Source organism: Acinetobacter sp. SFD (assembly GCF_001647575.1).
GTDB lineage: Bacteria > Pseudomonadota > Gammaproteobacteria > Pseudomonadales > Moraxellaceae > Acinetobacter > Acinetobacter pecorum.
Map to the genome: position 1 here is coordinate 253,072 of NZ_LSZJ01000001.1, position 24,016 is coordinate 277,087.

16 protein-coding genes, 1 tRNA gene and 2 rRNA genes are annotated in these 24,016 nt (G+C 46.2%); 7 read left to right on the plus strand and 12 right to left on the minus strand.

The features are described from left to right. Nucleotides 1-64 precede the first annotated feature (64 nt). The 5 genes from parC to AY605_RS01330 form a co-directional block, all read right to left on the minus strand. A complete protein-coding gene (gene parC, locus AY605_RS01310) occupies nt 65-2,284 on the minus strand; it encodes a DNA topoisomerase IV subunit A (RefSeq protein ID WP_064094681.1) in 2,220 nt (739 codons plus the stop codon). A 165-nt stretch (nt 2,285-2,449) separates the two neighbouring features. Continuing rightward, nucleotides 2,450-3,769, minus strand: a complete 1,320-nt coding sequence (locus AY605_RS01315) for an MFS transporter (RefSeq protein ID WP_064094682.1) — start codon at nt 3,767-3,769, stop codon at nt 2,450-2,452. A gap of 129 nt (nt 3,770-3,898) precedes the next feature. Continuing rightward, entirely contained in the window at nt 3,899-4,543 is a 645-nt protein-coding gene (locus AY605_RS01320; RefSeq protein ID WP_064094683.1) for a trimeric intracellular cation channel family protein, read from the minus strand. Nucleotides 4,544-4,604: 61 nt separating this feature from the next. After that, the gene (locus AY605_RS01325; protein ID WP_064094684.1) at nt 4,605-5,069 is read right to left on the minus strand and encodes a YchJ family protein; all 465 of its coding nucleotides are present in this window, start codon (nt 5,067-5,069) and stop codon (nt 4,605-4,607) included. A 73-nt stretch (nt 5,070-5,142) separates the two neighbouring features. Beyond that, nucleotides 5,143-6,717 (minus strand): TerC family protein, encoded by a 1,575-nt coding sequence (locus AY605_RS01330; RefSeq protein ID WP_064094685.1) that lies wholly within the window; start codon nt 6,715-6,717, stop codon nt 5,143-5,145. A 332-nt stretch (nt 6,718-7,049) separates the two neighbouring features. Between AY605_RS01330 and AY605_RS01335 the strand changes: the two genes are divergently transcribed. Continuing rightward, nucleotides 7,050-7,670: a TIGR00730 family Rossman fold protein gene (locus AY605_RS01335; RefSeq protein WP_064094686.1), complete on the plus strand. Its 621-nt coding sequence runs from the start codon at nt 7,050-7,052 to the stop codon at nt 7,668-7,670. 65 nt (nt 7,671-7,735) lie between these two features. On the opposite strand, the gene AY605_RS01340 is transcribed toward AY605_RS01335, so the two are convergent. Continuing rightward, nucleotides 7,736-8,710: a hypothetical protein gene (locus tag AY605_RS01340; protein WP_064094687.1), complete on the minus strand. Its 975-nt coding sequence runs from the start codon at nt 8,708-8,710 to the stop codon at nt 7,736-7,738. A gap of 348 nt (nt 8,711-9,058) precedes the next feature. On the opposite strand from AY605_RS01340, the gene mdtD reads away from it, so the two are divergent. The 6 genes from mdtD to AY605_RS01370 all read left to right on the plus strand — a co-directional run bounded on the left by mdtD (nt 9,059) and on the right by AY605_RS01370 (nt 15,319). After that, nucleotides 9,059-10,450 carry a multidrug transporter subunit MdtD gene (gene mdtD / locus AY605_RS01345; RefSeq protein ID WP_064094688.1) on the plus strand — a complete coding sequence of 464 codons (1,392 nt, stop codon included), beginning with the start codon at nt 9,059-9,061 and terminating at the stop codon, nt 10,448-10,450. 64 nt (nt 10,451-10,514) lie between these two features. Next, nucleotides 10,515-11,294 carry a GH25 family lysozyme gene (locus AY605_RS01350; RefSeq protein ID WP_064094689.1) on the plus strand — a complete coding sequence of 260 codons (780 nt, stop codon included), beginning with the start codon at nt 10,515-10,517 and terminating at the stop codon, nt 11,292-11,294. Nucleotides 11,295-11,347: 53 nt separating this feature from the next. Then, nucleotides 11,348-12,364 carry an MBL fold metallo-hydrolase gene (locus tag AY605_RS01355; RefSeq protein ID WP_064094690.1) on the plus strand — a complete coding sequence of 339 codons (1,017 nt, stop codon included), beginning with the start codon at nt 11,348-11,350 and terminating at the stop codon, nt 12,362-12,364. 20 nt (nt 12,365-12,384) lie between these two features. Continuing rightward, nucleotides 12,385-13,440 carry a DNA polymerase IV gene (dinB, locus tag AY605_RS01360; protein WP_064094691.1) on the plus strand — a complete coding sequence of 352 codons (1,056 nt, stop codon included), beginning with the start codon at nt 12,385-12,387 and terminating at the stop codon, nt 13,438-13,440. Nucleotides 13,441-13,662: 222 nt separating this feature from the next. Then, on the plus strand, nt 13,663-14,973 hold the full coding sequence (shiA, locus tag AY605_RS01365) for a shikimate transporter (protein ID WP_064094692.1): 1,311 nt from the start codon (nt 13,663-13,665) through the stop codon (nt 14,971-14,973). Next, nucleotides 14,963-15,319, plus strand: coding sequence for a RidA family protein (locus AY605_RS01370; protein WP_064094693.1), 357 nt, complete (start codon nt 14,963-14,965; stop codon nt 15,317-15,319). Before shiA ends, AY605_RS01370 begins: the two co-directional genes overlap by 11 nt. A 51-nt stretch (nt 15,320-15,370) precedes the next feature. Here the strand turns inward: AY605_RS01370 and AY605_RS01375 are convergent, their stop codons facing one another. The 6 genes from AY605_RS01375 to AY605_RS01400 form a co-directional block, all read right to left on the minus strand. After that, nucleotides 15,371-15,919, minus strand: coding sequence for a DUF2726 domain-containing protein (locus AY605_RS01375; protein ID WP_064094694.1), 549 nt, complete (start codon nt 15,917-15,919; stop codon nt 15,371-15,373). 398 nt (nt 15,920-16,317) lie between these two features. Beyond that, the gene (locus tag AY605_RS01380; protein WP_064095171.1) at nt 16,318-18,726 is read right to left on the minus strand and encodes a YgiQ family radical SAM protein; all 2,409 of its coding nucleotides are present in this window, start codon (nt 18,724-18,726) and stop codon (nt 16,318-16,320) included. A 143-nt stretch (nt 18,727-18,869) separates the two neighbouring features. Beyond that, the gene (locus AY605_RS01385; RefSeq protein WP_064094695.1) at nt 18,870-20,084 is read right to left on the minus strand and encodes an MFS transporter; all 1,215 of its coding nucleotides are present in this window, start codon (nt 20,082-20,084) and stop codon (nt 18,870-18,872) included. Nucleotides 20,085-20,234: 150 nt separating this feature from the next. Beyond that, nucleotides 20,235-20,349 (minus strand): 5S ribosomal RNA (rrf, locus tag AY605_RS01390). A 208-nt stretch (nt 20,350-20,557) separates the two neighbouring features. Beyond that, a 23S ribosomal RNA gene (locus AY605_RS01395) occupies nt 20,558-23,452 on the minus strand. A gap of 464 nt (nt 23,453-23,916) precedes the next feature. After that, nucleotides 23,917-23,992, minus strand: a tRNA-Ala gene (locus AY605_RS01400). Nucleotides 23,993-24,016: the final 24 nt, after the last annotated feature.

The following is a 24,016-nucleotide window of genomic DNA, read 5'->3' on the forward strand; positions in this document are numbered from 1 at the left end:
TATTGCATCCATCTTGTCGAATCGTTGTTCATATATAACGTATTTTACAGGATGGATGCTAGTCTTATCTTTGAATCAACAGTTTATTTGCTTTTTGGTATCCGCGTGGTAAAAGCTGACCTTTTGCACCACGTTTGCCGAGATATTTTTGCAAATCATCCCCTTTTAATTTTAACTGCTGCTGTCCTGCAAGCACTTGAATTGTTTCATCAAGCTTCAATAGTGTCATGGACAAAATTTGATCACTAGCCTCAAGTTGTATCAATTTATTTCCTTTGCCTTTATTCAACACCGGCAACTCTGCTAAATCGACAATTAACAGGCGCCCTGCCGAACTGAGCAGTGCAACATGCGTGGCATCTTTGAGTAGCTGCAGGTTCATCACTTCAGCTCCTTCAGATAAATTCAGGAAAGCTTTCCCGGCTTTGGCACTGGTATCCAGCTGCTTGGCCTGGGTTTTAAAGCCATACCCTTTACTACTGATGGCCAGAATTTCAGCTTCGTCATCAGCCACCAGAACCTGTTTAAAACCCACTCCGCTGGCAGGAGAAAGTTTTGAACTGAGTGGTTCACCGAGACCACGTGCCGATGGCAGGCTATTGATTGGTAAGGCATAGCTACGGCCGGTATCATCAATCACATAGACCCGCTGGTTGGACTTGCCTTGAGCATGACTCAAGTACTGGTCACCGGCACGGAAATTCAGATTTTCAGCCTCCACTTCATGACCTTTGGCACAGCGAATCCAGCCAGCTTCAGATAACACTACCGTCACCGGATCGGCAGGCAACATTTCAGTTTCATTGATCGCAGCAGCTTCGGCACGCTGTACGATTGGCGAACGGCGATCATCACCAAATTTCTTGGCATCTTCTTTTAGTTCAGAAATGATCAGGGTCTTCAAGGATTCCGGATTGGCCAGCTGTTCACGAATCACCGCAGCTTTCGCTTCAAGTTCTTCCTGTTCACGGCGCAGTTGCATTTCCTCAAGCTTGGCCAGATGACGTAACTTGAGTTCCAAAATGGCTTCAGCCTGAATCTCGTCAATGCCAAAACGCGCCATCAATACCGATTTTGGCTGATCTTCTTCACGAATAATCCGAATCACTTCATCAATATTCAAATATGCAATAATCAGACCACCCAAGATATGCAGGCGTTTTTCGATCTTGTTCAGATGGTATTGCAGACGACGCGTTACCGTGGTTTTACGGATTTCAATCCATTCCAGCAGAATACGACGAATCGATTTTACCTGTGGACGGCCATCGGCACCGATCATGTTCATATTGACACGATAGCTGGATTCCAGATCTGTGGTCGCAAACAGATGGCTCATGACTGCTTCTGCATCAATGCGGTTGGAACGCAGGACAATCACTAAACGGGTTGGATTGACATGATCCGATTCATCCCGTACATCGCTGACTAAAGGCAGTTTCTTGGCCTGCATCTGGTCGGCAATCTGGGTGATGATTTTGGAACCTGAGACCTGATATGGCAATTCAGTGATAATAATTTCGTTTTTATCGATGGTATATACCGCACGCATGCGATAACTGCCACGACCTGTAGTCTGAATTTTCAAGAGTTCAGCAGGAGGAGTAATAATTTCGGCTTTGGTTGGCAAATCCGGTGCAGGAATATAGTCTGCGATTTTTTCATCGGTCAGGTTCGGATTACGAATCAGGGCAATGGTACCTTTGACCACTTCACGCAAATTATGCGGCGGAATGTCAGTAGCCATACCCACTGCGATACCGGTCGTACCATTCAGCAGGATATTCGGTACACGTGCTGGCAAGTTCACCGGTTCTTTCATCGAACCGTCAAAGTTATCCTGCCATTCACAGGTGCCCTGACCCAGTTCAGATAACAACAGTTCGCTGTATTGAGACAGTTTGGCTTCAGTATAACGCATGGCTGCGAAAGACTTCGGATCATCCGGAGAACCCCAGTTACCCTGTCCTTCAATAAACGGATAGCGGTAACTAAATGGCTGCGCCATCAGTACCATGGCTTCATAGCAGGCCGAGTCACCATGCGGATGGTATTTACCGAGTACGTCACCGACCGTACGTGCCGATTTCTTTGGTTTGCTGGTCCATTTCAGTCCCAGCTCACTCATGGCATAGACAATCCGGCGCTGTACCGGTTTCAGGCCATCGCTGATATGAGGGAGTGCCCGATCCATAATCACGTACATGGCGTAATTCAGATAAGCTTGTTCGGTAAATTCTGCTACGGAGCGGTTTTCTGTCGCATGATGCGCAAGGCTTGTCATAACAACCTATAGTCCTAAATAATTCGTTTTTGTATCAATGTTTCTTATGCTATGTCGCGACTGTAGATGACACAAGGGCATCAAATAGCTCAGCGCGACAATTTGTGTCTTATGGCCTAAAAATATCCACTTTACAGGCCCTAAGCAACTAAAAAATCATTCACTTTATAAGCCCATCGATTCCAGGGTCTTGCCTTTGGTTTCTTCACCCAAAACCAGAATCACAAGGGCAACAGCGACCAGAACTCCAGTAAACATGGTGAAGACATAGCTAAAGCCATTCGGCATGCCCATCAGATGGGTTACGGCAAAAGGCGCGGCAATACCGCCAATCCGGCCCACTGCACCGGCCCAGCCTGAACCAAAGGCACGGATATTGGTCGGATATTGTTCTGGGGTATAAGTATAGAGCACACCCCAGGCACCCAGGTTAAAGAAGGACATCAGACAGCCCCAAATCACGATTTCAGTAACACTACCCGACTGACCAAAGAAATAGGCCGAGATCGCACACATGCCAATAAAACCGGCCAGAGTAGGCTTACGACCCAGCTTTTCGACCAGCCAGGCTGCCACCAGATAACCGGGCAACTGCGCCAGAATCATAATCAGTACATACTCAAATGACTGTACGATGCTATAGCCTTCTTTGACCAGTAAGCTTGGCAACCAGGTAAAGATGCCATAATAGGAAAAAATAATACCGAACCAGATCAGCCAGAGCATAAGCGTACGGCGCGCAAAGATACCTGACCATAACTGGGAAAATGAAATATTCTGCTTCTCTGCGACCGGTTTCACTTCAAAAATTTCATAGACTTGAACGCCACATTGACGCTCAATCTTTTTGACCAGTGCCGAGGCTTCGTCTATACGGCCACGGTTAATCAGGAAAGGAATAGATTCCGGTATCATTTTCCAGATCACAATTGCATACAGCGCAGGCAGGCCACCAATCAGAAAAGCGGTTTGCCAGCCAAAATCAGGAATGACAAAGCGCGATACTAAAGCTGCAACTAACCAGCCCAGCCCCCAGAAGCTTTCCAGCAGGACAATAAAACGGCCTCGCACCCGGGCCGGAATATATTCACTGACCAGCGTCACAGCCACGGGTAACTGGCCACCCAGGCCCAAACCGACAATAAAACGGAAGACCAGCAGCCAGGTCAGATTCGGTGCAAAAGCGCAGGCTGCCGTGGCCAGGCTATAAATGACCAGCGTTGCAGCAAAGACTGTTTTACGCCCAAACCGGTCAGCCAGTCCCCCAGAACAAATCGCCCCAATCGCCATGCCAACAAAACCGATCGACACCACCCAGCTCTTCTGATCTGCAGTCATCTGCCAGTCTTCAGCCATTTTTGCCAGAATAAAGGAAATTAATCCGGTATCCATTGCATCAAACATCCAGCCCAGTCCAATCACCACCAGCAAGGTATAATGAAACTTACCAATTGGTAAGCGTTGTATGCGAGAAACTAGATCCATAACAAAAATCTCTGATCAGGTGGAACGGGAGATGCTGCTTTCTCAACAGATGGGCTGCTTTATATTTTTTATACTACGAATTAAGCACAATGCGGTGATTTTATTACCGCATTCATGTCAATGAAAAAATCAGGATTCGTCTTTGGAGGATGCCGATTGCTCATCATCATCTTTATAAATAAATTTTGGCATTTCCAGACCAAAATAAATGGCGATCAGACGTAAGCTAAAACCAAAGATCAGGGTAGAAAGAATGGTGACGTCTTGTGACAAACCATAATAACTACACAACCAGTAAAAGATTACTGACACAAAAGCAATACTGGCATACAGTTCACGACGGAATACCAGCGGCACATCATTACATAAAATGTCACGCAAAATCCCGCCAGATACCCCAGTCAAAACCCCGGCAACTGAACTGACCACAAAGCCATGTCCCATTTCCAGAGAAATCTGACAGCCAATAATGGTAAAGCCGATAAGGCCTAAGGCATCCAGCACCAGGAAGATATTGCGCAAATGCCGCATCCATTTGGCAATCAGGATCGTCACGAAAGCTGCACAACAGGTTAGTATCAGATATTCGGGATGCTTGACCCAGGTCAAGGGATAATGCCCAAGCAGGACATCGCGAACCGAACCACCACCCAGTGCCGTGACACAGGCAATAATCATGACGCCAAACCAGTCCATACTGCGCCGGCCAGCAGACAGTGCCCCGGTCATGGCTTCAGCGGTAATTGCAACAATATAGATAACGGTCAGTAACATCGCCCTGCTTCCACCTGAGGCTTTGAGATGGCGGCTATTCTAAGCTAAATCTATGTGAAAGTTATAAGAATCCGGCACAACATTGCTTAAATTTTTTACCTGAACCACAAATACAGGGCTGTTTCATGCCGAGGGTGTGATCCGTGGTCGGATCCAGGAAATACCAGCGATCTTCCAGCTTCACAAAATGTGAAACTTCATGATGTATCTGTGCCTGCTTGCCATCATGATAATAAGCATTGAACTCAACCAATGCATGATTTTTATCCAATTTTTCATCGGCTTGAACAATCTCAAGCTTTAACCACTGATTGGCTTTGCTCCAATCGCTAATTGCCTGCAAGTCCAAGGCCTGTTGCTGACCCAGCACGGTGGTGGTTTTGATGTAATCGATTTCATGCTTCGCGAAGGCACTGTAACGGGAACGCATGAGTTGCTGCGCAGTCTCTGCGACCCGTTGTCCTGCATGTAAGGGCTGACAACAGCTGTGATATTCACCTTGTCCACATGGACATGCTTCTGACATTTCAGTTCCATAAAAATAGCCCGACAATGCGGGCTATTTTAGCAAATTTTTGCGTCCGAACCTTTGCTATAGTCTATTCCTGCGCAGGAAGCGGAATGATATGTACTTTATCGATCTTATGGCCGTCCATGGTGACCACTTCAAAGATATGTCCATCTGCTTCAAATTTTTCACCACTATGCGGTAAACGTGCCATATGGAATAATACATAACCGGACAGGGTGGAATATTCTTCAGTTTCATTGACCAGATCACGATCCAGCAATAAGGAAACATGACGGATATCGGTGGAACCATCCAGAATCAGGCTGCCATCTTCCAGACTTTCTGCAGCAGCTTGCAGCTCATCTTCATCCGGGAATTCACCGGCAATTGCTTCAAGGATATCAATTGGCGTGACAATCCCTTCAATCGAACCATATTCATTCAGGACAATCGCCATTTGCAATGGAGCCTGACGCAATTGCTCCATCACCATCAGGACCTGGGCATTTTCATGCACGATCACCGGTTCACGTAAGTGCTTTTCAAAATCCAGTACCCCGGTTTCAATGTATTCGTTCAGGACTTTATGCGTAAGTACCACCCCGGCAATATTATCCAGTTCACCACGCGCCACGATCAGACGTGAATGGCTCATTTGCAATAACTGTTCTTTGATACTGTCGGGCTCATTGTCCAGATCAATCCATTCCAGTTCAGGACGTGGTGTCATCACCGACTTGACCGGACGTTCTGACAGACCCAGCACCCCCTGCACCATGACACTGTGATAAATACCGTTATCATCATTAAAGACTTCATCAGCAAAGGCACGTGTCGCCAGAACATCTTCCGGCTCAGAAGAATCATTGTCCTGAGCAGGTTTGCCGCCGAGCATCCGCATCACTGCTGAAGCAGTACGGTAGCGCATATCGGTGGTGGTCACCATTTTTTCCTGATTGCGTTTCATGGTCTGGTTAATAAATTCGACAATCACCGAGAAACCAATCGCAGCGTATAGATAACCTTTCGGAATATGAAAACCGAAGCCTTCGACCACCAGCGAGAACCCGATCATCATCAGGAAGCCCAGACACAGAATCACCACTGTCGGATGTCTGTTGACGAAATCCATCAGGGCCTTGGATGCCCAGAGCATAATCCCGATGGCAATAATCACGGCAATCATCATGACTGACAGGTCTTTGACCATGCCAACCGCAGTAATCACGCTGTCCAATGAGAAAACGGCATCCAGCACCACGATCTGCACAATCACCATCCAGAATACCGCATGGACCGGATTTTCTTCTTTGATGACCGGTTTGGCTTCCAGACGCTCATGCAGTTCCATGGTGCCTTTAAACAGCAGGAACACCCCACCAAACAATAGAATCAGATCACGACCCGAGAAAGCATGATCAAAAATGTGGAACAGTGGATCAGTCAGAGTGACCACCCAGGCAATCGAAGCCAGCAAGATCAAACGCATCACCAGGGCCAGCATTAAGCCCACAATCCGCGCGGCATTACGCTGTTCTGGCGGCAATTTCTCCGCCAAAATGGCAATAAAAACCAGATTATCGATCCCGAGTACAATCTCAAGAACAACTAATGTGAGTAAACCGACCCAGGCTGAAGGATCCGACATCCATTCAAAGATCATACGCTTGGCTCCTGACACTCAGGACTGCTGCATTGAATGAACCGAGACTGTAAAGAAACAGCATAATATTTTTGATATTGAACAATACCAATTATTTGACGGCGATTTATAGAGTTACACGGCCAACTACCACTACCCATTTTCGTTCTATTGTTGTGAAACCAATTTTTAGTATAGCAAGATCAAATCGAAATTCACCTTTTTTCATGGCTGTTTATCGATGAATTTTGCCTGGCTGGAATGCAGTAAAAATACAGCTGCTCACAGAATTGTCATATTTATTAATTAAGCTAGAGTCACCAGAAAGAAAAATGATAAGGTGAAGAAAATAAATGCAAAGCGTAATTCAAATGACAGATTATTTTAAAGACAACTCCCCAAAAACAACTCGCCCTTTAGTGGCACTCTATTGTGGTTCACGTGCAGGCAACAAGCCGATTTATTTAGAAAAAGCCCTTCAAATCTCGCAAGGACTGGCAGAACATGGTTTCGGGCTGGTTTATGGTGGCGCCAGTATTGGCCTGATGGGACAAGTCGCGGATGCCATGATCCAGCATGGTGGTGAAGTAGTGGGCGTCATTCCCGAATTTATGCTGGACTATGAAATTGCCCATAACCAGCTGACCGAGTTACATGTGGTGACCAGTATGCATCAACGTAAAGCCATGATGGCTGAGCGAGCCTGTGCCTTTGTAGCCTTGCCAGGTGGACTAGGTACTTTTGAGGAAATTCTGGAAATTGCTACTTGGGGCCAGTTGAACCAGCACCAGAAACCGATGATGCTATATAACGTCAACGGGTTCTATGATGCCTTGATTGCACAGCTGGACCGTGCCGTTGAAGATGGTTTTTTACCGCCGCAACATCGCGCCAAACTGATCATTTGCGAACACGAAGAAGAAATTTATACAACTTTAACCAATTTAGGCCATCCACAAAGATTTGTGGTTTAAACCGTTCCAATTAAGAAAAAAGCGAGCACCTGGCTCGCTTTTTTATGGATTTTCAGTGCTCGGACTTATTGACCATAATTCGTCACAAACTCATAAAACATCGGCAAAGTTGTTGCCAGAATGACCGACATGGCCAAACCGAACATCAGTTTCATGGCATCTGCACTGACATTACGTGAAGTACGATGTTTGTTGACTTCATCCAGAATCATCGACATGGCAAATTCACGACCTGCGAGTAAGCCCAGGAATACCCAGGTGGTACTCATTGGAATGTTGCTCCACTCTTTGAAAACTAACAGGATAATGGCATACATGAAGTCGATAATCGTTGCAGCACGAATGTCGGTTACACCGGTTTTGGTGTCGACAATGTTCTGGATGGCTCCGCCACGTTGATACAGAATCACGCCCAGCAACACCACGAATACCGTAATCGCAAACATCAGGAATTCAAACGGCACCTGACGTGGTACATACACGAAGATGTTGGCCAGATCCTGAATCAGCCATTGGCTCCACAGGAAACCGGTAGAGACCCACTGCAAGCCCATCCAGACCTTGGAGTGCTCCTGATGACGTGTCTTGGCAAAATGGCGTGCCAGCTGCTTGGCCACAAAACGATAGATGACAATCGCCACGATAAAGGCGACGGCATAGCCCATCATCGATTTGACCATCATCGAGCCTAGGCTGGCAGGAGAGAAGATCGTAAGCACCAGGAAGGTAGTACTGACTGGAATCCCGTATCTGGTCAGTATTAACAGGAGAATAGGCGGCACAATATACAGCCAGGTAATGCCACCTTCAGGGAAAGGAATGGTTTCTAGACGACCGTATGAGGCATCACCTACCCCGGATGCATACCAACCATAGATCAATACGACAATTAAAATTGAGCTGATATAAATCCACAATACCCACCATGGGCGATGGGAATTTGATGAAATAAATGTCCCTAAGGTTTGAGGCACATCATTTCCGACAATAGAATAGGCGGCTAAACAGAAGCCGATCACCATCAAAATCTCGATTGTCATAAACACAAACCTATACGCGAGGAGATTTCAGCACTGCTGAAAAGTTGGCCCAAGATTATGACGGTTTTATTTCATTTTAATGACAACACTGTCATATATATGCCGGTCTTACAAAAAAGAGCAGCGAAGTGCTCTGAATCTAGCAGCTTTTAGCGGCTCTAGATCGACTTGATAAATCATAGGGCGACTCCCTGATGTCATTGCTCCCTTATGCCCAGAACATGACTTTACCATGACCGATTTCTTGCAGTTCCTTGACACACGACGCTATAAAAGTTGACACGCTTTATATACGACAGACTCGGCTGTTTCCTTTAAACTATTAAAAATTTTAAGCTTTCCATAATTATGAATGCCACGCCTACGCATCAAGCCCTAGATCCTGAATTCAGACTGCTGGTCTTGTTGGTGTCGATCGGCTTTTTTATGCAGGGGCTGGACAGTACCATTATCAACACGGCCCTGCCCGCAATTGCTAAGAATTTACAGGAAGATCCGCTGCGGATGCACGGTGTGGTCGTGGCTTATGTCCTGTCAGTGGCAGCCTGCATCCCCTTGAGTGGCTGGCTGGCGGACCGTTTTGGGGTCAGAAACATCTATTTTTCTGCCATTATCATTTTTTCTCTGGCATCGTTGGGCTGCGCCTGGGCTGAAAGTCTGAATGAATTACTCATCTATCGGGTATTTCAGGGCATAGGGGGTGCCTTTTTACTCCCGGTTGGCCGGCTGGCGATGTTGAAGATTATCCCACGAACCCAGTTCTTGGCTGCCATGAGCCTAATGAGCCTGGCCGGACTGATCGGTCCGCTGATTGGACCGACCTTAGGCGGATGGATGGTCGAATATATGTCCGTGCGCTGGATTTTCCTGATTAATTTACCGATTGGCATCCTGGGTGCCCTGATTACCCTTAAAGCCATGCCCAATGTGCTTGAACCTACGGTAGCACGTTTCGATTTTGGCGGTTTTATCCTGCTCATCATCGCCATGGTATCGCTATGTCTTGGTATTGAAAATTTTGCCAGTCCACAACATCCGCTCTGGTGGAGTCTGGCCCTGATTCTGGCTGGATTGGTAGCTTCGCTTATCTATGCCTATCATTCGCACACCCATCAGAATGCATTATTCCGTAGCAAACTGTTTAAGAATAAAATTTATTCGATCGGAATTCTGGGTAATTTTTTTGCGCGTCTGGGCGGTAACTCGATTCCATTTTTATTGCCTTTAATGCTGCAGGTGGCATTTGGTTTTGAACCCTTTATGACCGGCTTGCTGATGATTCCCACTGTACTCGGTTCCCTGGCCTCCAAACCGATTATCCGCAGTATTGTGCAGCGCTTCGGCTATCGTCGTGTCTTGTTGGTCAACACCTTGTTGGTCGGCCTGTGTATTGCCAGTTTTTCCCTGACTACAGCAGACACCCCGCTCTGGTTAAGAACCATGCATTTCTTTATTTTCGGGGTTCTGAATTCACTCCAATTCGTTTCTATGAACACCCTGACTTTAAAGGATTTAAACCAGCAGGATGCCAGTAGCGGCAACAGCTTTCTGTCAATGATCATGATGCTGTCGATGAGTATCGGGGTGGCACTGGCCAGTACCCTGGTCAACATGCTGGGTGCCTATTACGGCGCTGACAATCTGGTGGCTGCTTTTCATATGGCACTGATCTGTTTGGGCTGCATCAATATTATTGCGGCCTATATTTTCTGGCATATTCCGAAAAACACCCCTGTCTAATGCGATAATAAAATTCAGACTGAGGCGGTCTTTAGACCAGCTCAGATACAGGTAAGGACTGAAGATGCAAAAACATCAGATTTGGAGCAGATATAGCAAGCCGCTTTTAGTAGGGTTTGGCTTTCTGGTCATATTGGTTACGATCGCCATGGTTTATCTCTATCTGATGAAAACCCCGTCTTCCCATGCTGCCGATTATCCAATTCAAGGATTTGATGTATCGCATCATCAAAAAGAGATCCAGTGGCAGCAGATTCCGCCTGAAAAGTATCGTTTTGTTTATCTGAAAGCCACTGAAGGCGGCGACTTTAAAGACACCCGTTTTCAGGAAAACTGGCTCAAGGCCCGGGAGCGCGGCTTTCTGGTCGGCGCCTATCATTTTTACCGGCTCTGCCGCGATGGCAGCATTCAAGCCCAGAATTTTATTGACTCCGTACCCAATAAACCGGATGCCTTACCGCCAGTGATTGATCTGGAATATGACAGCAAATGCATCAATACCTATTCTAAAGAGCAGCTTTTAAACGAAATTCAGGTGATGCACGATGCCCTGAAAAAGCATTATGGCAAGCAGCCGATTTTCTATATTTCTAAAGCTTTTTATAATATTGTACTGGCAGGAAATTTTCCCGACGTACCGCTCTGGGTACGTGAATACAAGGGTCTGCCTGATTTAAAAGATCAGCCAGCGTGGCTATTTTGGCAACATACCAGTCAGGGGAAAATTCCCGGTATTACCACACCGGTAGACCTGAATGTTTTTTATGGCTCAGAACAGCAATGGCTGGAGTTTCTCAAAAAGAATGCGATTGCAGTACCTTCATCTGAAGAGCAGGCGAAATAAAGTTCATCGCCTGAAAATAGGTTCTTTATAAAAACAACAAGGAAATAAAAAGATTGAAATGGATAAAAGGCGTTTTACTCGGTCTGCTAATTCTTCTCTTACTCATCGCAGGTACACTGGCTTATCTGTTGCAAGCTTCAGGAAAACTCAGGGACTTTCAAGCGTGGCAGCCGAAAACCGGTACCTCCGTTCACGGTCTCACCGTTAAATTTTTTGGTGTGTCCACCCTGTTACTCGATGATGGTCACGATCAGATCCTGATCGATGGTTTCTTTAGCCGGCCATCTTTGTGGCAAGTACTTAGCCGCCCGATTCAAAGTGACAGGCTACTCCTCGAACAACTGGTGCAACGCCATGAATTGAGTCGAACCCAAACCATTCTGGTCACTCACTCACATTATGATCATGTTCTGGATGTACCGGCCTTACTGGAAATGCTTCCCGGAACTGCTGTCGTCGGTTCACCTAGCACCCTGAATATCGCCCGGGCAAACCCTAAAGTTATTCCACAGCAATTACAGCCGGTTAAGCTTGGGCAAGTACAGCAATGGGGAAACTTCCAGATCACTGCAATTCCATCACAACATACCCCGCCCACAGCGGTAAATGATGATTTAGGCGAAGAGCTGCTACAGCCTTTCACCCTTCCGGCTAAATTTTCCGAATTTAAGGAAGGTGGCAGTTTCGATTACCTGATTGAGCATGCGAGACATAAAATTCTGGTCAAGGCCAGTACCGGATTTATTCCGGAGCAATTGCAGCATCTAAAAGTCGACACCCTGTTTTTAGGCATTGCCCAGCTTTCCAGACAATCTTCTAACTATCAGCAACAATATCTGGCTGAAACCCTGAACCTACTCAAGCCCAAAGTGGTGATTCCGGTACATTGGGATGATTTTTTTCAGCCTTTAAACCAGCCACTGCAATTTTTACCCCGTCTTGCCGATGACACTCCAGAAAGTTTGCAACTTCTGATTCAGGCTGCCGAGACGCAAGGGACCAAAGTCGTCCTGCTCAGCGGACCACAGCCCTATTTACTCAACTCAGCCTTTGCTTCCCAATCCGATTAAAGCCCCTTAAGATAGCGGACATGCGCAAAATTATTCATATCGATATGGATGCGTTTTATGCCTCGGTAGAGCTGCGTGAACGTCCAGAACTGAAAAACTTACCTGTGGTGATAGCCTCGCATCATCCTCGGGCGGTGGTCGCGGCTGCCTCCTACCCGGCACGGGTTTATGGCCTGCGTTCTGCCATGTCCATGGGGCAGGCGCGCAAACTGTGTCCTCAGGTCATCGTGATTGAGCCGGATTTTGCCAAATACCGGCAGGTATCGGCACAGATTCATCAGATCTTCCAGCAATATACCTCCCTGATTGAACCCCTGTCTCTGGATGAAGCTTTTCTGGATGTCACAGAGAATTTAAAACAAATTCCAAGTGCTACTGAAGTCGCTATGCGCATTCGCGAGGATATTTTTCAAGCCACCGGATTAACCGCGTCTGCTGGTGTAGCGCCCAACAAGTTTCTCGCTAAAATTGCTTCAGACTGGCACAAACCGAATGGGATCTGTGTGATTAAGCCGTCACAAGTTCAGGGATTTATCCAGAATCTGCCCCTGAAAAAAATTCCCGGTGTGGGGAAAGTCACCCAGGAAAAACTGAGCAGCCTGAACCTAAACACCTTGGGAGATTTACAGCAAATTGATGAAGCCTTACTGATTCAGCATTTTGGCAAATATGGACGACGGCTGTTTTTATATGCTCAAGGTATTGATGAACGACCGGTCGAAGTGGAACGAGAACGCCAGCAAATCTCTAAAGAAACTACTTTTGATGATGACCTGTATCTGAGTGAATGTCGTCCCTACTGGGAGCCCTTACTGGTACAGGTTTGGCAAAGTCTGCAAAAGAAACAGCTTTCGGCTCGCGGCGTTACGGTCAAATTAAAACTCAAGAACTTTCAGGTAATGCAACACAGTAAAAGTTTTAAACAGATATTGCGTAGTCCACAGGAATTAGCCCAAGCCTTAGACTTACTGCTCGACGATCTGCATATTGCCCCACAGATGCAATTCCGGCTGATCGGTGTAGGCGTCTACCAACTTAGCGCTCCCCAAACTGAAACCCAATTGTTACTGCTCTAAGCAGTTTCTGTTCATGTTTTAAGCATCGGTTTAAAAAGACGGCAACTTTGTTTTTACATTTTGATTTTTTAGAGTAATCTATCTGCGCAATGCATTATCCATGTATGTGCTGAGATGCTGAAAATCACCTTTACTTTCAGCATGCTGTCCTGTAATTGGCGTGACGATCAAATCCGAATATTACAGGGCAACTCTGATGTAACTCATGGAATTCCCTCCTGCATGTCTTCTGTAAATTCTTCTGTTGTCCAAGAACAACGCGCACGTAAAGCTGCGCTATCTAGTTTTGTTGGTGCTGTTGTCGATTGGTATGATTTTCTCCTTTACGGCATTGTTGCAGCCTTAATTTTTAAAGATCAGTTTTTTCCCAGTATTGGCGAGAACATGGGTACCCTGGCGGCTCTGGCCACCTTTGGGGTCGGCTTCCTGTTTCGTCCTTTAGGTGGTGTAGTATTTGGTCACTTTGGTGACAAGCTCGGCCGTAGAAAAATGCTGGTACTTACGGTAATCCTGATGGGAATTTCCACGGTCGGGATTGGCCTGCTGCCAAATTTCGAGGCAATTGGCTGGTGGGCACCGGTACTGCTGGTGTTTTGTCGTGCCTTGCAAGGCTTTGCCGTCGGTGGTGAATGGGGCGGTGCAGCTCTGATGGCAGTTGAAAATGCACCCAAGGGTAAAAAAGCCTTTTATAGCAGTGGGGTTCAGGTCGGTTACGGCGTCGGTCTGGTTCTGGCCACCGGTGCAGTATCGCTTATACTTGCGACACTGGGTGAAAAGGCCTTTGCTGAGTGGGCATGGCGTATTCCCTTTTTAGCCAGTATCGTATTGATCGGCATTGCCATGTGGATTCGCCGTGATCAGGATGAATCTCAGGAATTTGTAGAAAAGGTGGTGAAAGCAGATCATCAGCCAGAAAAGCTGCCAATCTTGCAGGCCATCAGTAAACATCCTAAAGCTTTCTTCTATATTATTGCTTTACGCTTGACCGAATTGCTGACCATGTATCTGGTCACCAATTTCGCCCTGAACTATTCAACCAGTAATCTGGGCATGGACAAACAGTTCTTCCTGAATATTACCTTGATGGTCGGGGCCATCAGCTGCTTCAGTATTCCCTTCTTTGCCTGGCTGGCAGATAGATTCAATCATCAGAAAATGTGTGTCTGGGGTGGTTTAATTGGTGCACTCTCAGCCTTTCCATTTTTTATGGCGCTCGATGCACAAAATACCTGGATGATTATCATCGGGGCAATTTTACTGGCAAACGTTGCCCATGATATGGTGGTCAGTGTCCATCAGCCGATTTTCACCTCACTGTTTGGCACCGAATACCGCTACAGCGGTGCCGGAGTTGGCTATCAGGTGGCGAGTATCATTGGTGGTGGATTTACCCCATTTATTGCAGCTGCACTGGTGATTTGGGCAGACGGTTCATGGCATTATGTAGCGATCTATCTGGCGGTGGGTTGTCTGCTGACTGCACTGGTCGCAGCCCTGATGCCCAAAACTCAGGATGAACAACATGACAGTTGAACGTTTACACGTATCGAAACGCTTTTCGGAAATTGCCATTGCCGGTAATCTGGTACATCTTGCAGGCCAGCTGGCTACAGATGTCGAACTGGATATTAAAGGGCAAACCCAACAGACTTTAGATATTATTGACCAGTTTCTGGCAGATGCCGGTACTGATAAAAGTCACATCATGTCAGTCACAATTTATCTCAAGGATATTGAGCATGACTATGCGGCTTTTAATGAAGTCTGGGATGCCTGGGTGGCGGATATCGAAGCGCTGCCTCGTACCTGTGTCGAAGCAAAACTGTATGATCCACGGGTATTGGTCGAACTGACCGTCGTGGCGGTTAAACCGGAATAATTTTCCTAGATCGATTCATAAAAAAGCATGCTTCTGGCATGCTTTTTTGTTTTAACCGACTGCTTTAATTTTACTGCGCTCTAAATCTGAATATAGATAGTATTTTTTCAGATCATTGCTAACTGTATATTTGGGCATTTTCTGCATTTGCGCTTGCTCCTGCAAAAAGTCTTGGCGCAACTGATAATATTCCGGCACATCGTCGTAACGGATCACCCGATAACCAGCCATGGTCAGTAATGCATCCTGGAACCCTGTCTGTTGTGGACGCTTAAGGATTAAAGGGTCATCTACCGCTACAACTGCCAGAATCTGATATTGCTGATCCAGAATTACAAAATCGGCAGTCAGGTTACGGTACTTGTGTCGAGTCCGGTTAAATTTGGTGGTTATTAAGGCATCATAGGAAACATGAGCCAGAATGATGCATTCTGGTAAAACTTCTCTCAGTCGAGTGAAGGTCAATTGCTCATTCAGATTGAAAATCGCACGCTGCTTCAACGCGCTGTCTTGTGGTTTGGAATTATTTCCGAGCTTTTTCCATGCCATGAGCACGACACAGAAGAGCAGGAAACTCCCAATCATAATATAGGTGGTCATGCCTAAATCCTTGCATTCTTATAATCATTTTTGTTTTATTGTTGTGCAGTATAAACCCACGCTTTATTTTAAATAGAGCTAACAACCAATCTGCTTAAATACCCATACAACCGGTATCAAAACTCGATTTTGTGTTACCTAAAATGACATCTTTTTGAATGCCAATGAAAGTGGATTTAAAGTACTGATAACGCACTCTAAAACATCCATAGAATTGATCGCAATACAAATCTGCTTAACTGTAGGACAATTCCGACAAAGTGTTATTTTTATACCACTTTTTAGCAATACATAATGCAAATAATACATCCCTTTACATTTTTTAATCATAGTCCTTAGCTACGTTACTTTACCCTAGCGCTAAAAAAAGACACCGAAGTGTCTTTTTATTAACTTAATTATGCACGTGATTTTGATTTAGCTTTAGGCTTCTGCCCACCAAAGGGTTTCTTGGCATCGCCCGTTTCACGTGGTGGCAAACCAGTATGCTGGGTCAGAATTTGACCACGCTCAGGACGCTTCTTGGTATTTGAAGGACGAGACTGAGCTTGTGCAGCCTTGCTACGGTTCCCCTGCTCGCCGGTACGTTTTTGCGAATCACCGGCAACCGTCGAATTTTTCTTACGCGCCGATTGATACTGACCATCTGCACTGCCGGCAGGCTGATAAGTCGGAATCAAATGCTGTTTCGAGTTACCAATTAAATCCTGACGACCCATTTCTTTCAGGGCTTCACGCAGTAAAGGCCAGTTGTTTGAATCATGATAACGCAAGAAAGCTTTGTGCAGACGACGACGCTTCTCACCTTTCACAATATCGACATTTTCAGTATAACGCGCCACTTTTGCCAGTGGGTTTTTACCGGTGTAGTACATGGTGGTTGCAGTCGCCATGGGTGATGGATAGAAGGTCTGTACCTGATCAGCACGGAAACCATTCTTCTTCAACCAAATTGCGAGGTTCATCATGTCGTAATCGGTGGTCCCCGGGTGCGCCGCGATGAAGTAAGGAATCAAGTATTGTTCCTTACCGGCCTCTTTACTGTAACGATCAAACATTTGCTTGAAGCGGTCATACGTACCAATACCCGGCTTCATCATTTTATTGAGTGGGCCTTTTTCGGTATGTTCAGGCGCAATTTTCAAGTAACCACCGACATGATGGGTGACCAATTCTTTGACATATTCAGGGTTTAAGACCGCAAGGTCATAACGCAGACCTGAACCAATCAGAATCTTTTTAATGCCCGGTAAGCTACGTGCTTTACGATAAAGCTGTGTCAACGGTGCATGGTCAGTATGCAAGTTTTGACATACGCCCGGGAATACACACGATGGCTTACGACAGTTCTTTTCAATTTCAGGATCTTTACATGCCAAGCGGTACATGTTGGCGGTTGGGCCACCCAAGTCTGAAATAATGCCTGTGAAGCCCGGCGCTGTATCACGAATCTTTTCTACTTCACGCAAAATCGATTCTTCAGAACGGTTCTGAATAATACGACCTTCATGCTCTGTGATTGAACAGAAAGTACAACCACCGAAACAACCACGCATGATGTTCACAGAGAACTTAATCATGTCAAATGCCGGGAAACGTGCATTACCGTAAGACGGATGTGGCAGACGCGCATATGGCAAGTCAAACACATAATCCATTTCTTCAGTGGTCAATGGAATTGGCGGTGGATTTAACCATACGTCACGCTCACCATGCTTTTGTACTAATGCACGGGCATTACCTGGGTTAGTTTCTAAATGCAAAATACGGTTAGCATGTGCATATAAAACTGGATCATTCGACACTTCTTCAAAAGCAGGCAAACGAATCACCGCCAATTCACGTGGCGGTAATTTATGTTTAATTGCTTTAGATGCCGGTTGTAGCTGCACGATTTGCGTGTCTTCGTCCAAATTGTCGCCTTCACGGACAATTGGATTGGCCACATGTTCTTTTTGGAAACCCTGATACTGGCTCGAGTCCTTCCCCTGCTCAATCTCACAACCTTCAATATCTTCAGTCATGACGTAAGGGTTAATAATTGGATCGACACGGCCAATCGCATCGACATCATTCGATGCGATTTCAACAAATTTGGCTTTCGATGGGCGGTTGTGTTTATTGACAATAAACGCTGTACCACGAACATCGGTAATATCTTGGATTTTTTCACCACGCGCCAATCGATGCATGATTTCAGTAATGGAACGCTCACCATTACCGTACATCAATAGATCGGCTTTAGAGTCCATCAATACTGAACGACGCACTTTATCTGACCAGTAATCATAATGCGCAATACGACGTAGTGAGGCTTCGATCCCACCTAACAATACAGGCACATCAGGATAGGCTTCGCGTACACGCTGGCAATACACGGTTGCTGCACGGTCAGGACGTTTGTTTGGCTGGTTGTCTGGTGAATAGGCATCGTCGGAACGGATTTTGCGATCTGCCGTATAACGGTTGATCATCGAGTCCATGTTGCCCGCAGTCACACCCCATGCAATATTGGGTTTTCCCAACACACGGAAGGCTTCGACATTGGTCCAGTCTGGCTGTGCAATAATCCCCACACGGAAGCCTTGTGCTTCTAGGGTACGGCCAATAATGCCTGAACAGAATGAAGGATGATCGATATAGGCATCGCCACAGACTAAAATAAAGTCACAACTGTCCCAGCCGAGTTGATCCATCTCCTCGCGTGACATCGGCAAAAATGGCGCAGGTTCAAAACACGACGCCCAATATTTGTCGTAATCAAACAACGCTGTAGGCGCTGTCTGCATGGTATAAGCAGTAGACATGGCTAGCAATTCTCGGCTGGCAGATGGAAGATCAAAAAATAGATCAAAGATGAAAGCCGAGCATTTTAGCATGAATTCGGCTGAGGTTGCTTGATTATAATTTATACAACACAGGCTTTAGGACCTTAATCGGGAATATATACTCATTTTATTTCTAGCTTGCTTATTTTAAGTTTTAACTGTTGAGCTATCAATAAACCGATTACCAAAATAATGCCGATGAACAAACTGAGGCCGAACCATCCTGCCTTTTCCCAGACCAGACCACTCGAGCTACCGAGCACACTGGACCCAAGATAATAGCAGAATAAATAGAGTGATGATCCTACAGCACGATACTGTAAAGATTGCACAGATACCCAACTGCTGGCCGTGGAATGTGCAGCAAAAAATGCAAAGGTAAAAATGAGCAGACCAATAAAAACAAGCACCAAGCTGTTGACCAGCATAAACACTAATCCTAGCAACATACTGGCAAGCATGGCCACCAATACCTGGAAACGTCCAAATTTCTGGCTCCATGCCGCCGCACGAGGCGAACTATAAATTCCTGCCAGATAGGTAATAGAAATCACGCCAATCCAGACATGCGACAGCTCAAAAGGTGACTGAATCAGGCGATAGCTGAGGTAATTAAAGACTGAAACAAAACAGCCCATCAGGATGAAACCTTGCAAGAACAAGAGTCGCAGTTTGGGATCACTCAGATTATGCTGAAATGCAGTAAGGAAGCGGCTCAATTTAATAGGATAAGCTTGAAAATTCCTGGATTTAGGCAACAAAAAATAGAAGATTGTCGCAATACAGAGGTTAATTAGTCCAATGATTAAAGTCGCTGACTGCCAAGAAATAAAGTCTACCAATACCCCGGCAATCAAACGACCGCTCATACCGCCAATCGCAGTTCCAGAAATATAGAGTCCCATGGCCAAACCGATATCTTTCGCGGCCACCTCTTCCCCAATATAGGTCATCGCCACTGCGGCCACGCCACTCACGGTTAAACCAATTAATATTCGGGTAGCCAGAAATACTGACCAAACTGGCAATACAGCACTCAGTAACAACAATACTGAAACTGAAAATAAAGACCAGACCATAATCGGCTTACGGCCAAAACGGTCCGAGATCAGTCCAGTAAAAATAAGACCAACAGCTAATGCAATGGTAGAAAATGAAAGTGGAAAACTGCTTTGCGTAGGAGAGATATGAAAATAGTCTGCCAGAATCGGCATCATCGGCTGGACACAATACAATGATGAAAAAATTGCAAATCCAGCCAGAAACAAGGAAAACAAAACCGCTTTAAAGGCAGAGGACCCATATTCAATATGGCTTGAAGATAAATTTGAGGACATATCCGCTCCAGAAACCTGTTCCAGTATACGCCTACCCTGCGGATTTTCTGCTGTGGTTTTATGTGAAAAGTAATATTTGCAAGTTTTCGACTAAATCCCTAGCCAAAAAAAACACCCCCGGCCTTTAGACCGGGGGTGTTTCGAATAATGAGCTGGCGATGACTTACTCTCACATGGGTAATCCCACACTACCATCAGCGCTAAGAGGTTTCACTTCTGAGTTCGGGAAGGGATCAGGTGGTTCACTCTTGCTATGGTCGCCAGCACAACTGTTTATGACTTTGCATTTGGTCTTATTTAGATGCCAAGGCTTGGTCAAATAGAATTCATTAACAGGTATATCTGAGTTCTTGCGAGTAGAACTAAGCAGTGCTTAATTATACTCTCATTTGTTCTTTAGCGTTCACTAAATCAAGCTGTTTTGCTGAATTTCGAATCAATTGAGCGTTATACAACAACTGTTTGGGTGTTGTATAGTCAAGCCTCACGAGCAATTAGTATTGGTCAGCTTCATGCATCACTGCACTTCCACATCCAACCTATCAACGTCGTAGTCTTCAACGGCTCTTTAGAGGACATAAAGTCCTGGGGAAATCTTATCTTGAGGTAGGCTTCCCGCTTAGATGCTTTCAGCGGTTATCCCTTCCGAACATAGCTACCCGGCGATGCGACTGGCGTCACAACCGGTACACCAGAGGTTCGTCCACTCTGGTCCTCTCGTACTAGGAGCAGATCCTCTCAAATTTCCAACGCCCACGGTAGATAGGGACCGAACTGTCTCACGACGTTCTAAACCCAGCTCGCGTACCTCTTTAAATGGCGAACAGCCATACCCTTGGGACCTGCTTCAGCCCCAGGATGAGATGAGCCGACATCGAGGTGCCAAACACCGCCGTCGATATGAACTCTTGGGCGGTATCAGCCTGTTATCCCCAGAGTACCTTTTATCCGTTGAGCGATGGCCCTTCCATACAGAACCACCGGATCACTAAGACCTACTTTCGTACCTGCTCGACTTGTGGGTCTCGCAGTTAAGCGCGCTTTTGCCTTTATACTCTACGCGTGATTTCCGACCACGCTGAGCGCACCTTCGTACTCCTCCGTTACTCTTTAGGAGGAGACCGCCCCAGTCAAACTACCCACCAGACATGGTCCTCGCTCCAGATCATGGAGCAGAGTTAGAACCTCAATATTACCAGGGTGGTATTTCAAGATTGGCTCCACAGCAACTAGCGTCGCTGCTTCAAAGCCTCCCACCTATCCTACACAAGTAAGATCAAAGTTCAATGTCAAGCTGCAGTAAAGGTTCACGGGGTCTTTCCGTCTAGCCGCGGGTACACCGCATCTTCACGGCGAATTCGATTTCACTGAGTCTCTGCTGGAGACAGCGCCCCCATCATTATGCCATTCGTGCAGGTCGGAACTTACCCGACAAGGAATTTCGCTACCTTAGGACCGTTATAGTTACGGCCGCCGTTTACTGGGGCTTCGATCAAGAGCTTCGCTTACGCTAACCCCATCAATTAACCTTCCAGCACCGGGCAGGCATCACACCCTATACGTCCACTTTCGTGTTTGCAGAGTGCTATGTTTTTAATAAACAGTTGCAGGGGCCTGGTTTCTGTGGCTGCTCTCAGCTCAGGAAGCAAGTTCCATCACCAAAAGCAGCGTACCTTCTCCCGAAGTTACGGTACCATTTTGCCTAGTTCCTTCAGCAGAGTTCTCTCAAGCGCTTTGGTCTACTCGACCTGACCACCTGTGTCGGTTTCGGGTACGATTCCTGTGTAACTGAAGCTTAGAGACTTTTCCTGGAAGCATGGTATCAGCCACTTCACTGTACAAGTACAGCTTGCTATCAGCTCTCAGCATAGAGCACCCCGGATTTGCCTAAGATGCATGCCTACAGCCTTCCACCTGGACAACCAACGCCAGGCTGACTTAACCTTCTCCGTCCTCTCATCGCATTACACAGAAGTATTGGAATATTAACCAATTTCCCATCGACTACGCCTCTCGGCCTCGCCTTAGGGGTCGACTCACCCAGCCCCGATTAACGTTGGACTGGAACCCTTGGTCTTTCAGCGTGCGAGTTTTTCACTCGCATTGTCGTTACTCACGTCAGCATTCGCACTTCTGATACCTCCAGCAGACTTCTCAATCCACCTTCATCGGCTTACAGAACGCTCCCCTACCACTTGCAATAAATTGCAAATCCGCAGCTTCGGCACATAGTTTTAGCCCCGTTACATCTTCCGCGCAGGCCGACTCGACTAGTGAGCTATTACGCTTTCTTTAAAGGGTGGCTGCTTCTAAGCCAACCTCCTAGCTGTCTATGCCTTCCCACATCGTTTCCCACTTAACTATGATTTTGGGGCCTTAGCTGGCGGTCTGGATTGTTTTCCTCTTGACTACGGACGTTAGCACCCGCAGTCTGTCTCCCGGATAGTACTCATTGGTATTCGGAGTTTGCATCGGTTTGGTAAGTCGGGATGACCCCCTAGCCGAAACAGTGCTCTACCCCCAATGGTATTCGTCCGAGGCGCTACCTAAATAGCTTTCGGGGAGAACCAGCTATCACCAAGTTTGATTAGCCTTTCACCCCTATCCACAAGTCATCCCCTGGCTTTTCAACGACAGTGGGTTCGGTCCTCCAGTTAGTGTTACCCAACCTTCAACCTGCTCATGGATAGATCACCTGGTTTCGGGTCTATACCCAGCAACTAATGCGCCCTATTAAGACTCGGTTTCCCTACGGCTCCCCTATTCGGTTAACCTCGCTACTGAATATAAGTCGCTGACCCATTATACAAAAGGTACGCAGTCACCGAACAAGTCGGCTCCCACTGCTTGTATGCATGCGGTTTCAGGATCTATTTCACTCCCCTCACAGGGGTTCTTTTCGCCTTTCCCTCACGGTACTGGTTCACTATCGGTCAGTCAGGAGTATTTAGCCTTGGAGGATGGTCCCCCCATATTCAGACAAGGTTTCACGTGCCTCGCCCTACTCGACATCATTATCTAAGCCCTTTCGTGTACAGGACTATCACCCACTATGGTTGCACTTCCCAGAGCATTCCACTAGAACTTAGATAACTTAATGGGCTCTTCCCCTTTCGCTCGCCGCTACTGAGGGAATCTCAATTGATTTCTTTTCCTAAGGGTACTGAGATGTTTCACTTCCCCTCGTTCGCCTTGCATGACTATGTATTCATCATGCAATACCTACCTTATGGTAAGTGGGTTTCCCCATTCAGACATCTCCGGATCACAGGATATTTGCCGCCTCCCCGGAGCTTTTCGCAGGCTATCACGTCTTTCATCGCCTCTGACTGCCAAGGCATCCACCACATGCACTTAATTACTTGACTATACAACCCCAAACAGTCGTTTATCCTTACAAGTAGGATAAGCAACAGAGTTCGTCTTGCGACTTACTCATACAGTTGGCGTTTCGTAGATTTAACTACAGTACAGCTTCAATTAGATTCATATACCAAAACGCTTGATTCAGTTAATTTCGCTAGTAACTCATCAATCTCTCAATTAAGAACAAGTTCTTAATTTTGATTTCAACGAGTATGAACAAATTATTTCAACTCAAATATATTCTGTTAATGATTTTTCCAGCCTTCGTCAGGTCAGGAAACTGTGATAAATCACAGAGATTATCAAGTGCGCGTATCATAACGCTTGTACTTGCTAATCTCTAGGATCTAATCACCTGATCGCTTAGGAACTAAACAACTTCATCACTGTATGATTACATACTGCGCGAAGCGTAGCTTCTTGCTTAAATTTCAAGTAAAAGCAGTGCTTTTATGATCTTGAAATCTGGTGGAGACTAGGAGAGTCGAACTCCTGACCTCCTGCGTGCAAAGCAGGCGCTCTACCAACTAAGCTAAGTCCCCAGCTTATCAATAAGTCAATGTATC

Bases quoted from the DNA above. Each gene is read 5' to 3' on its own strand.
- dinB (WP_064094691.1), top strand. From the start codon at position 12,385: ATGCGCAAAATTATTCATATCGATATGGATGCGTTTTATGCCTCGGTA.
- AY605_RS01380 (WP_064095171.1), bottom strand. From the start codon at position 18,726: ATGTCTACTGCTTATACCATGCAGACAGCGCCTACAGCGTTGTTTGAT.
- AY605_RS01340 (WP_064094687.1), bottom strand. From the start codon at position 8,710: ATGACAATCGAGATTTTGATGGTGATCGGCTTCTGTTTAGCCGCCTAT.
- AY605_RS01315 (WP_064094682.1), bottom strand. From the start codon at position 3,769: ATGGATCTAGTTTCTCGCATACAACGCTTACCAATTGGTAAGTTTCAT.
- AY605_RS01385 (WP_064094695.1), bottom strand. From the start codon at position 20,084: ATGTCCTCAAATTTATCTTCAAGCCATATTGAATATGGGTCCTCTGCC.
- shiA (WP_064094692.1), top strand. From the start codon at position 13,663: ATGTCTTCTGTAAATTCTTCTGTTGTCCAAGAACAACGCGCACGTAAA.
- mdtD (WP_064094688.1), top strand. From the start codon at position 9,059: ATGAATGCCACGCCTACGCATCAAGCCCTAGATCCTGAATTCAGACTG.
- AY605_RS01320 (WP_064094683.1), bottom strand. From the start codon at position 4,543: ATGTTACTGACCGTTATCTATATTGTTGCAATTACCGCTGAAGCCATG.
- AY605_RS01335 (WP_064094686.1), top strand. From the start codon at position 7,050: ATGCAAAGCGTAATTCAAATGACAGATTATTTTAAAGACAACTCCCCA.
- AY605_RS01350 (WP_064094689.1), top strand. From the start codon at position 10,515: ATGCAAAAACATCAGATTTGGAGCAGATATAGCAAGCCGCTTTTAGTA.
- AY605_RS01330 (WP_064094685.1), bottom strand. From the start codon at position 6,717: ATGATCTTTGAATGGATGTCGGATCCTTCAGCCTGGGTCGGTTTACTC.
- AY605_RS01375 (WP_064094694.1), bottom strand. From the start codon at position 15,919: ATGACCACCTATATTATGATTGGGAGTTTCCTGCTCTTCTGTGTCGTG.
- parC (WP_064094681.1), bottom strand. From the start codon at position 2,284: ATGACAAGCCTTGCGCATCATGCGACAGAAAACCGCTCCGTAGCAGAA.
- AY605_RS01325 (WP_064094684.1), bottom strand. From the start codon at position 5,069: ATGTCAGAAGCATGTCCATGTGGACAAGGTGAATATCACAGCTGTTGT.
- AY605_RS01370 (WP_064094693.1), top strand. From the start codon at position 14,963: ATGACAGTTGAACGTTTACACGTATCGAAACGCTTTTCGGAAATTGCC.